This is a genomic window from Fibrobacter sp. UWP2 (assembly GCF_900141705.1).
GTDB lineage: Bacteria > Fibrobacterota > Fibrobacteria > Fibrobacterales > Fibrobacteraceae > Fibrobacter.
The window spans coordinates 33508-44702 of record NZ_FQYM01000011.1 but is presented as its reverse complement, the minus strand read 5'-3'; the positions used below and the strand labels follow the sequence as shown (position 1 = coordinate 44702).

Annotated in this window: 8 protein-coding genes; 3 read left to right on the top strand and 5 right to left on the bottom strand. The window is 55.2% G+C overall.

Going from position 1 to position 11195, the window contains the following annotated elements; translation table 11 throughout:
* Positions 1-25: 25 nt before the first annotated feature.
* From BUB55_RS07100 to BUB55_RS07090, 3 genes are all read left to right on the top strand, one after another.
* Positions 26-1339 (top strand): glycoside hydrolase family 13 protein, encoded by a 1314-nt coding sequence (locus BUB55_RS07100; RefSeq protein ID WP_234971837.1) that lies wholly within the window; start codon positions 26-28, stop codon positions 1337-1339.
* Positions 1340-1421: 82 nt separating this feature from the next.
* Positions 1422-4103 carry a protein translocase subunit SecDF gene (locus tag BUB55_RS07095; protein WP_073189554.1) on the top strand — a complete coding sequence of 894 codons (2682 nt, stop codon included), beginning with the start codon at positions 1422-1424 and terminating at the stop codon, positions 4101-4103.
* A gap of 111 nt (positions 4104-4214) precedes the next feature.
* A complete protein-coding gene (locus BUB55_RS07090) occupies positions 4215-5147 on the top strand; it encodes a magnesium transporter CorA family protein (RefSeq protein WP_073189491.1) in 933 nt (310 codons plus the stop codon).
* Between the two features lie 15 nt (positions 5148-5162).
* Here BUB55_RS07090 and BUB55_RS07085 read toward each other — a convergent pair whose 3' ends face one another.
* The 5 genes from BUB55_RS07085 to BUB55_RS07065 are packed head-to-tail and all read right to left on the bottom strand — an operon-like array spanning position 5163 to position 11100.
* The gene (locus tag BUB55_RS07085) at positions 5163-6167 is read right to left on the bottom strand and encodes a polyprenyl synthetase family protein (protein ID WP_073189489.1); all 1005 of its coding nucleotides are present in this window, start codon (positions 6165-6167) and stop codon (positions 5163-5165) included.
* A gap of 2 nt (positions 6168-6169) precedes the next feature.
* Positions 6170-8110, bottom strand: coding sequence for a DNA topoisomerase (ATP-hydrolyzing) subunit B (gyrB, locus tag BUB55_RS07080; protein WP_073189487.1), 1941 nt, complete (start codon positions 8108-8110; stop codon positions 6170-6172).
* Between the two features lie 57 nt (positions 8111-8167).
* The gene (locus BUB55_RS07075) at positions 8168-8497 is read right to left on the bottom strand and encodes a DciA family protein (protein WP_073189485.1); all 330 of its coding nucleotides are present in this window, start codon (positions 8495-8497) and stop codon (positions 8168-8170) included.
* Between the two features lie 5 nt (positions 8498-8502).
* Positions 8503-9267 carry an MlaE family ABC transporter permease gene (locus BUB55_RS07070; protein ID WP_234971836.1) on the bottom strand — a complete coding sequence of 255 codons (765 nt, stop codon included), beginning with the start codon at positions 9265-9267 and terminating at the stop codon, positions 8503-8505.
* A gap of 30 nt (positions 9268-9297) precedes the next feature.
* Positions 9298-11100, bottom strand: coding sequence for a S41 family peptidase (locus BUB55_RS07065; RefSeq protein ID WP_073189552.1), 1803 nt, complete (start codon positions 11098-11100; stop codon positions 9298-9300).
* Between the last annotated feature and the right edge of the window lie 95 nt (positions 11101-11195).

The window sequence follows — 11195 nt, the reverse complement described above, 5'->3', positions numbered from 1 at the left end:
TTCAATGTGAAATGTAGGATGTGAAATGAGTAATGAACATTTTTTCACCTCACACTACACATCACATATGAACGCCCCCGACTGGGTTAAAGACGCCATCTTCTACCAGATATTCCCCGACCGGTTCTGCCGTTCGGAGCGTTACCATGCCGTGGGCAAGTTCGTGCCGTGGGAAACCAAGCCCACCCGCGAGAACATGTTCGGCGGGAATCTCGCGGGCATTACAGATAAATTAAAATATATCAAGAACCTCGGGGCAAATGCCCTTTACCTATGCCCGATTTTCAAGAGCAATTCGAACCACCGCTACCACACGGTGGATTACTTCGAAATCGACCCCGTGTTGGGGACGCTCGAGGATTTTGACAAACTGGTCCAAAAGGCCCACGAACTGGGGCTCCGCATTATATTGGACGGCGTGTTCAACCACTGCTCCCGCGGGTTCTTCCAGTTCAACAGCCTCATGGAACTGGGCGAGAATTCTCCCTACGTGGACTGGTTTCACGTTCACAGCTGGCCCATCCACGCCTACTCGGGCAAACCCAATTACGAATGCTGGTGGGGGTTCCCCGCCCTCCCCAAGTTCAACACAAGTAACCCCGACGTGAGGGCGTTCCTCTTTAGCGTGGCAGAGTACTGGATGCGCCGCGGTATCGACGGTTGGCGACTCGACGTCCCCAACGAAATCAACGACGACAGCTTTTGGCAAGAGTTCCGCCGCCGCGTCAAAAAAATCAACAAGGACGCCTACATCGTGGGCGAAATCTGGGACGAGCCCGGCCGCTGGCTGCAGGGAGACCAGTTCGACGGGGTCATGAACTACCCGTTCCGCAAGGCCGTGACCGCCTACCTCTTTGACGAGCACCCCATCTCCATCGGAGAGTTTGCGGAGCGGCTCCAAAAGGCGTTCCCGGCGGATCAATTCGGCGTGCCCATGAACCTGCTGGGGAGCCATGACGTCACCCGCCTTGCAAGCCTTCCCAAGAGCAGCGTGAGCCGGGTCAAGCTAGCCCTCGCCCTCCTCTTCTTCCTCCCGGGGGCAGTCAGCCTCTATTACGGGGACGAAATCTTCATGAAAGGGGGCAAAGACCCCGACAACCGCCGCACCTTCCCGTGGGACGCCCTCCCCGAAGCCAAGAAACACCCCATTTTTGCCCATTTAAGGGCTCTTGTAGGGCTCCGGAACAAGGAACCCGCCCTCAGGAGGGGCTCCCTCCAAATCAGCCTCGAGGGTCGTCAATTGTCCATAATCCGCTCATTCAAGGGCAGTTCGCTCAAGCTTTCCATTTTTGACGGAAATGCCGACCAGCAAACAGGTTACACCATTACAAAGGGCTAGAATTTTTCTAGATTTGCGCGCGCAAGTGTATTTTACAAAAATGCGCTTTACTTAGCGTTTAATGCCTTTTAAGGGATTACAAATGAACAAAAACAAATTCGGCATGCGAGAATTCATCATTCTCCTCGTCATTGCTCTCTCGGCCTACACTGTATGGCCCTCTATCCAGGTTCACACCAAAAAGGGTGAAGAAAAGCAAGCCTTCCTCAAGGAAAATCCGAAGGTGGCCAACAAGTCCATCAACTTCGGCTTGGACCTTGCCGGTGGTACGAGCATCACCCTCGAAATCGACAAGTCCGGCCTCGGTCCCAAGGACGACATCAAGGACATCCAAGAACAGTCCCTGGAAATCGTCCGTAACCGTGTTGACCAGTACGGCCTTTCTGAACCGCAAATCTCCCCGTCCGGTGACGACCGCATTGTGGTTGAACTGGCCGGCGTAGACGACTCTACCGCCAAGGCCCTCGTGGGTTCCACTGCCAAGCTTGAATTCAAGATCCTTGCGGAATCCGACAAGTTCACCCAGGTCGTGACACTCATTGACCAGTACTTGACCCGCCAGACCACCGACGTCACCGCCGATTCCACGGCAGCCGCCGACTCCACGGTCAAGGACAGCGCCGCCACCAAGGATAGCGCCGTCGCTTCCGCCAAGGACACCACGAAGCAGCTCTCCGACGAAGAACTTCTCGGTGGCAAGGCTCCTGCAACCGAAGTGGCCCAGGCCGCCGACAGCGCCAAGGATCCTTCGACCGAAACCAAGCCCGAGGAAGCCGCACCGGCAGCCGAGGTTGGAATGGCCCTCAGCGCCTACTACCTCTCCTTTGGCAACGGCGGCTTCATCTCCGAAGACAATGTTGAAAAGGTCAAGAAGCTCCTCGCCCTCGAAGAAGTGCAAAAGCTCATCCCGCGCGACGTCGCCTTCGCCTTTGGCAGCGGCCTCGAAAAGATGCAGCGCGACTCCCAAATCAAGGCCAAGCGCCTCTACCTCCTCCGCCGCCGCGCCGAAATGGGCGGTGACGACATCACCGACGCCCGTCCGTACCGCGTTAGCGATGGTACCAACGCCGGCGAAGTGGCCGTGAGCCTCAAGTTCGGTGGCATCGGTCCCAAAAAGTTCTCTGCCGTGACTGCAGCCAACATCGGCAAGCAGATGGCTATCGTGCTCGACAACCAAGTGATTAGTGCCCCGGTCATCCGTGACCGCATCCCGAACGGCGAAGCCCAGATCACCGGCCTGGACGACATGGCCGAGGCCAACCGCCTCGCCGTCGTGCTCCGTGCCGGCGCCCTCAAAGCCCCGATGAACATCATCGAAAGCCGCAGCGTGGGTGCCACCCTCGGTGAAGAAAACATTGTGCAGGGCTTCGGCTCCGGTGCCGTGGGCCTCTTCATCAGCATCCTCTTCCTCATCGGCTACTACCGTCTCGGTGGCTTCATTGCCGGTGTGGGCGTCGTCATCAACGCCCTCGTGACGGCTGCCGTCATGAGCGTGTTCAACGCGACCCTCACCCTCCCCGGTATTGCGGGCTTCATCCTCGTTATCGGTATGTCAACTGACGCCAACGTGATTATTTACGAACGTATCCGCGAAGAACTCAAGAACGGCCTTACCGCCCGCGCGGCAGTCGCCAAGGGTTACGAACGCGCCTTCAGCGCCATCTTGGACTCCAACTTGACGACCGTTCTTACCGGCCTTATCCTTTACAAGATTGGTACCGGCTCCGTGAAGGGTTTCGGTCTTACTCTTACCATCGGTATCCTCACTTCTCTCTTCTGCGCCATCACCGTCACCCGCGCCATCATCGACTGGCGTCTGTTCAAGGCCGACCGCACCACGCTCAGCCTCGGTAACGGTTTCAAAGCCATCAACGAAGCCAAGCTCACGATTGTTGAGAACAGCCGCAAGTTCGGTTTCTTTTCCTGCATTCTCATTGTGGCAAGCATCGCCTGCATCGCCGTCAAGGGATTCGACTTCAGCATCGACTTCACGGGTGGCCAGGTCTACACCGTGCAGTACCAGGATAGCGAAAAGCACGAGCTTGACCTCTCCAAGGCACTCTCGGCTGCCGGCATCAGTGGCGCCAAAGTCCGCACACTCGGCGGTACTTCGGCCAACTCCTACCAGATCAGTGTCAAATCCTCCGACAACGTGGCCCAGTTTGAAGCCTCCATGGCACAGGCCTTCGAAAAGGCAAACCAGAAGGTCGAAATCGTCGCCAAGGACAGCGTGGGTCCGACCATCGGTAAGGAACTCCGCTTCAACGCTATTTTGTCTGTGATTCTCGCCTGGATCGGCATCGCTCTCTACGTGTGGTTCCGATTCGGCAAGCTCGGTCTTGGCTTCGGCGTGTCCGCCGTGCTCGGGCTTATTCACGATACCATCATCACGCTCGGCTTCATTTCCGCCTTCGGTCTTTCGTTCGACGGCGCCTTGATTGCTTCGCTCCTTACAATGATCGGTTACTCTGTGAACGACACCATCGTGAACTTTGACCGCATTCGTGAAAACACCAACCTGTTCGGTTCGGCGAACTTTGGCCAGACCATCAACACCGCCTTGAACCAGTGCTTCAGCCGTACGATCATCACTTCGGCGACGACCCTCTTCGTCTGTATCATCCTCTCTGTCATGGGCGGTTCCTCCATCCGTGACTTCGGCTTGGTGCAGTGCTTCGGCATCCTTATCGGTACTTACTCCTCTGTGTGTGTCTGTTCTCCGATCGTCCTCTGGTGGAGCAAGAAGTTCAAGAAGGGTGTGTAATCCTACTTAACGCTAAGAATTTTACAAGAGCCTAGATTTTTCTAGGCTCTTTTTTATTTCTGACAGAATTTATTTCTATCTTTGTCCCCAGTTCGATCAAAGGGGGCTCGCATGCTCAAGTATTACAAAATCGAATCCGGTCGTCTCGCAGTGGCTCCGAACGAAGAAGCTGCGGACATCGTCATGATGGGTTCCCTCAGTCAGGAACAGCGCAGCGTCCTGGTCAAGGAATACGAAATCACAGAACACACCATTGCTTCCGCATTCGACTCCGACGAACTTTCCCGTATTGAATACGACGACGACTTCACAACCATCGTGTTCAAAAAGCCCAAGAACTATTCCGCCGAAGACAATTTCCAGTTCCGCGTCGAATCCTTCGGCATCTTCATTTTCAAGGACTGGGTCCTGCTCCTTACCGACAGCGACATCCCCGTCCAAGACGAAAAGCGTTTTTCTAAAATCGACAGCCTGAACACCTTCGTGCTTAAGGTCTTGAGCTTCGCTATCAACCACTTCAACGAGCACTTGAAAATCATCAACCGCATCAACGACGACTTGGAACAGCGGTTGAACACCTCCATGGAGAACAAGTACCTTTTGAGCATGTTCAGCTTGAACAAGGGCTTGATTTACTACGTGAGTGCCCTCAACAGCAACGACACGCTGCTCAAAAAACTGCAGATGGGCCGCAGCCTCAATTGGACGGAGGCCGAACGCGAACTGCTAGAAGACCTCCAAATTGAGAACGGGCAGAGCCTGCAACAGGCCAACATTTACGCCAACATTTTGACATCCATGATGGACGCCCGCGCAAGCGTCATCAACAACAACGTGAACCAGCTCATGAAGAACCTCACCATCGTGACGATTTCCATATCGCTCCCGACGTTCTTCGCGAGTTTGTTCGGCATGAACGTGAAGCTTCCCTTTGGCATGAACGGCGACGCGCTCACCGGCTCGGGCATGGCCTTCTGGGGCATCATCGCGGTGTGTATCTTGTCGGTGGTGGCATTCCTGAGCATCTGGATGCGGAGGAAGTGACGCGAAGGATCCAGTTCAGTTTCCGCGTTCGCTCATCGAGGCGAACATGGCGATGATTTCTTCGGTAAAATTGTTCCTGGGGAACTTTTCGGCTATCTGCAAAGCCTTTTCCAGATGGTCCTGGGCTTCGGCCTTCGCCTTGTCAAACGACTTTTTCTCGTTCAGCTTGGCAAGGATCTTTTCAGCGACGCCGTCTTCTTGCGCTGACTTGATGAGGGTCTCCATCTCGGAACGTTCCTCGGCAGAGCAGTCCTCAAAGTAATACAGCAACGGGAGCGTAATGAGACCGTTGGAGAGGTCCGTGAACTTCGCCTTGTCAAGGTTCTTGGAACCGTAGCCGTAATCCAACAGGTCGTCAATAATCTGGAAGGCAATGCCAAAATGGGCGCCCATCTTGGCACAGTCATCTACAAGCGGCTGGTCAAAGCACGCCATGATGCCGCCAATGCGGGCAGCAGCCTCGATAAGGGCGGCCGTCTTTCCGTCAATAATTTCGTTATACGTGGCCCTGGAGAGCGTCATTTCGCCCGTGTGGTCCAGTTCCATGATTTCGCCCACAATGAGTTTATCCGCCGCATCCGAAATAATGACCGGCACGTCGTGAACTTCCTCGTCAATTACGCAGCGCATGGATTGCGAAAGCACGTAGTCCCCAATAAGCACGGCCACCTGGGTACCCCATTCCTTGTGGGCGGTAATCTGGCCGCGGCGGAGTTCCGTGCCGTCAATAATGTCGTCGTGCACCAGGCTCGCCAAGTGCAGCAGTTCTACGCTGGCGCACGCCTGCGCCACTCGGTTAGAGTCAGGGGGCAGCTTTCCGCAATTTGAAATCAGGCAAAGGAGCGTCGAACGGATGCGCTTTCCCTTGCGACCAAACAGGGAAACCAGACGATCGCTAATACCAGCCGGAGCGGCTTCGGCCACTTGCAAAATGACCTTCTCGGCCATGGCGAGTTGGTCCTGGACAAGCGCCCTGGCTTGTCCCAAAACCACCTGGAAGTCAGCTTTCGTCGAAGACATCGTTAAATATCCAAGTCGCCCAGAACCTTGTACGCGTTCGTCTCAATGAACTTGCGGCGCGGTTCCACATCTTCGCCCATGAGCATGCTGAAAACCTGGTCGGCAAGCACGGCGTCTTCCACATAGCACTGTTTGAGGAAACGGCTCTGCGGGCTCATGGTTGTGTCGTTCAGCTGTTCCGGCGACATTTCGCCCAAACCTTTGAATCGAGTAATGTTCACATTCTTCTTGTCTTCGATTTCCGCCATGGCCTTGTCCTTGGCGTCTTCGTCAAACAAGTAGGTTTCCTTCTGCCCGACCTTGAGCTTGTACAGAGGAGGCATGGCGAGGAAGATGTGTCCCGTATCAATGAGCGGGCGCATATAGCGGAAGAAGAACGTGAGGAGGAGCGTCTGGATGTGGGAGCCGTCGACATCAGCATCGGTCATAATGATGATCTTGTCGTAACGGAGTTTCTCGATCTTGAACTCTGTACCGATGCCCGTACCGATGGCGTTCACCAGGTTCTGGATTTCTTCGGTGTCGAGCACGCGATGGAGGCTCGCCTTCTCGACATTCAAAATCTTACCGCGGAGCGGGAGAATGGCCTGGAACTCGCGATTACGGCCCATTTTTGCGGAACCTCCTGCAGAGTCACCTTCCACAATGAACATTTCGCATTCCTTGGGGTCGCGGCTACTGCAGTCGGCGAGCTTGCCCGGGAGACCGCCGCTCTCCAACACGTTTTTGCGGCGGGCGAGATTGCGGGCGCGGTGCGCGGCCTCGCGGGCCACAGCGGCGTTGTACACCTTGTCCAAAATCACCTTGATGGCGTTCGGGTTCTCTTGGAAGAATTCCTCGAGTTTCGCACCAAAGGCGCTGTTCACATAACTGGCAATTTCAGAGTTGCCGAGTTTCCTCTTGGTCTGCCCTTCGAACTGCGGCTGGCTCACCTTGATGGCGATGACGGCAGTGAGACCTTCGCGAATGTCGTCGCTTGTGATCTGGGCTTCCTTTTTGCCCTTGGGCATATCCTGGGCGAATTTGCCAATCACGCGGGTAAGGGCAGTTTTGAAGCCCGTCACGTGCGTACCACCATCGTAGGTGTTCACGTTGTTCACAAAACTAAAGAAGTTCTCCTGGTAGCCGTCGTTGTACCACATAGCCACTTCGAGCGGGTACTGACCATCGGAGAGCACTAGGTGGATCGGGTCCTGGAAAAGCGGCGTGCGGTGTTCATCCACGTAGCGCACGAATTCCGAGACCCCGCCCGGGAAACAGAACGTATCGGACTGGATGTTCTCGGGGTCGCGCTCGTCGGTCAGCGTCAAACGGAGCCCGCTCATAAGGAAGGCGAGTTCGCGGAAACGCGTAGCGAGCGTATCGTACACATAAACGGTTTCGGAGAAGATGGTGTCGTCGGGGTAGAACTCGACGCTCGTACCGGTAGTGCCATCACTCGGTCCCACTTCCACCTGCGGGCCACACGGGACGCCCTTCGAGAATTCCTGTTTGACCACCTTGCCATTACGGCGCACCGTCACAATGAGCTTGTTCGAGAGTGCGTTCACGCAGCTCACGCCCACACCGTGCAAACCGGCAGAGACCTTGTAAGAGTTGCTGTCGAACTTGCCACCGGCATGGAGCTTGGTCATCACCACCTCTATGGTGCCCACGTGTTCCTTGGGGTGGATGTCCGTCGGGATGCCGCGCCCGTTGTCGGTTACGCGAATGCCGTTGCCCGGCAAAATCGAAATTTCAATGTGATTGCAGAACCCGGCAAGGGCTTCGTCCACGGAGTTGTCCACGACTTCCCACACCAGGTGGTGCAGGCCTCGTATGTCGGTAGAACCGATGTACATTGCGGGGCGAACACGGACCGCTTCAAGGCCTTCGAGCACGGTAATGCTACTGCCGCTGTAATCCTCTTCGGCCTTCTTCAGTTCTTCGCTTTCTTCTGCCATATTTCCTCTTACATTCCTTCTTAAAATATCTATAAAAACGCCCTTTAAAAGCCCCTGCTAAACGAACCGAATCGCTTGAACAAAGGGCTTCCCGAGCACGCTATTGCACTTGGTAATAATAGCATTTTTTTGCAAAAACAATTCCTGTTTCCAAGCCGAAGTAGCGGCCTTGAGCACCAATGTGCGGCCCTCGATTTTCACGAGTTTTACGTGGGGTAGCACCGTCTCTCCAACCACCTCCGAAAAGCGTTCCGACAACACCTGGAAGTTCATGTCTTGGGAGATGTTGTTCTTGTCGAGAACGCGTTCCAAAAGCACGCTGATGTCCATAACGCGCCCGCCAGTCGTTCCGTTCACACCCGACTTTCTCTTTGTTTCAAAAGCCATCCGAGTTACACCAGCAAAAGCTTGGAGAGCGTGAATCCGCCAATCAAAATGCTCGTCATACCGGCCACCACGGTGGCCTTGGTGCTCTTGCCCACGCCCTCGGCGCCACTGTGGGTGGTAAAGCCAAAGAAGCAGGCATAGCTCGCAATAAAGTAGCCGTAAAGCGTCGCCTTGATAAGGCCCACCACCAGGTCCCAGTCATGGTAAAACATGCGGACACCGTAAAAGAACACCGAGAACGAGACTTCCTTGTAAAGGTGAGCCACCTCGTAGCCGCCCACAATGCCAATGAAGATACTCAATACAGTAAGCACCGGGAGCATGATCACCGTCGCAATAAGGCGTGGCGCCAGCAAAAACTTGTAGGGGTTCAACCCCAGGACCTTGTAGGCGTCCAGCTGTTCGGTCACGGCCATAGTACCGAGTTCCGAGCACATGGAGGCGCCAATACGCCCGGCAAGCACCATGGCGGTCAAAATCGGGCAAAGTTCCACCATCACCGACTTGCCTACCGCCATGCCGAGGAACATCATGGGAATCATGTCGCCGAACTGGTAGGCCAGCTGCCACGACATCACTGCACCCGTAGCGAGCGAAGCCGCGATCACCACGGGGATGCTCGAAATGCCGACCACCTGCATTTGTCCCACTGTCGTGTGGAAGTTCGTAAAGGCGCCCGGCACATTCTTAAAGAGTTCGCACACAAACAACAGGTAGTTCACCACCGTGCGCAAAAACCTCCGGACAAACCGTCCGAGAGCTTCTGCCATGCTGTTGAGAATCAAAATCAATGGGACCTGCTACTTTTTGGCCTTGTCGCTTTTCTTGGCCTTGTCGTTCTTTTTGGCGGCCTTTTTATCGGGAGCGCTAATCGCCTTCTTGTAGAGGTTCATGTCGCTCAGGTACTTGATGGCTTCCTTCAGTTGCTCGTCGCGCTTGAGGGAGAACGCCGTGCTCACAGAATCGTTCACCATGGCGGTCAAGAGTTCGCGCTTGATGCCGTCCTTGATGTACTCCTTGTTCTCGTCGAACTGGGCGTCGCGATTGGCTTCCAAGGCCTTGCGCATTTCGGAGATGCGCGTTGCCAAAACAGAGTCCGACACCGTCTTGGAGCTGTCGCCCATATAGTTCTGTTCGCGGATAATGCTCTTTTCGAGCTGGTCCACGCCCACAAGAGCGTTGCTCTTGACCTTCATAAAGTTCGTGTCCTTCATGCAGTATTCCTTGAACTGCTTGTAGAGGGAATCGGGCACGTTCCAGTTGGCGTCAATCTTCACGCCACTCGCATCCAGGCCCGGACGCGCCTTCACGGCAAACTTGAAGTACATGGCCATGCGTTCCTGAACCTGCATCACCCAGGGCATCGGGGAGAGTTCCACGTCCACGTCGGGCGTAATGCCGCCGCCGCCAAACATCATGCGGCCATTGTTGGTATAGAACGTATCGCGCTTCGCGGTATCGGCCTTGGCCGTATCCTTGACCTCGGCCCCTTCTTCTTCGGCCTCTTCCTCGTCTTGCAGGGAAAGTCCCTTGATGCCGTTCTCGGGCTTGTTGATGCAGCGACCGAACGGGAGGTAGTAGAAGGCGGTCGTCAACTTGAGGGCGTTACCCTGGTTGTCGAGCGGGAAAATCGTCTGCACCGAGCCCTTACCAAAGGAGGTCTTGCCCACAATGAGGGCGCGGTCCCAATCCTGCAAGGCACCCGACACAATCTCGGCAGCACTCGCAGACCCCTGGTTCACAAGCACGACCATCGGCATGTCCGCCTTGACCATGCCATCACGACGGGCGCGGCTTTCGGTGCGCTGCGTGCGACCGCGGGTACTCACAATCACGTTGCCCTTCTTGAGGAAGAGTTCGCTAATCTCGATGGCCTGGTTCAAAAGGCCACCCGGGTTGTAGCGCATGTCGAGGATAATCTTCTTCATCCCCTGCTTTTGCAGGTTCTTGATGGCGTTTTCCACATCGCTCGTCGTCTTGTCGCTAAAGGTCGCCAGCTTGATGTAGCCAATGTCGCTTGTGACCATGCCGTAGTAGGGCACCGCGTGAACAATGATCTCGGCACGGGTAATGGTGAAGTCCATGAGGTCGGGCACGCCCTCGCGTTCAATGGAAACCGTCACGTCGGTGCCGATCTTACCGCGAAGCTTGCTCACGGCGTCGTCCAGGGAGAGTCCCTTGGTGTCCTTGCCGTCAATTTTGCGGATGCGGTCGCCGGCACGGATGCCTAGCCTAAAGGCGGGCGTTCCCGAAAGCGGGGAAATCACCGTCAAAATGTTGTCGCGAAGGCTAATGGTAATGCCCACGCCACCGAACTTGCCCTCCATGGAGACCTTGAGGCCTTCGTAGTCCTTGGGGGTAAACACCGTGGTATGCGGGTCCAAAATGTTGCGGATGCCGTTCAGCGCGGCATCGGTCAGTTCCGTGGGGTTCACGTCCTCAACGTACTTGCGGTTCACCTCGGAGAGGACTTTGTTGAGTCGGGAGACTTCGTCGTAAAAATCACCGGGAGGGGTCTGCTTGTCGGTTGCGGCATTGGCAAGGCACAAGGCAGAAAGGGAGGCAACAAAAAAGTTGCGGAAATTCAGTATACCAAAATTCATAGCAAAAAAATACAATTTCCAACGCTCCGCGGGGGAGAAAAACGGAAAAAACCGGTCTAAAAGACCGGTTTTTAAAGGAAAGAGAGAGAATAAGA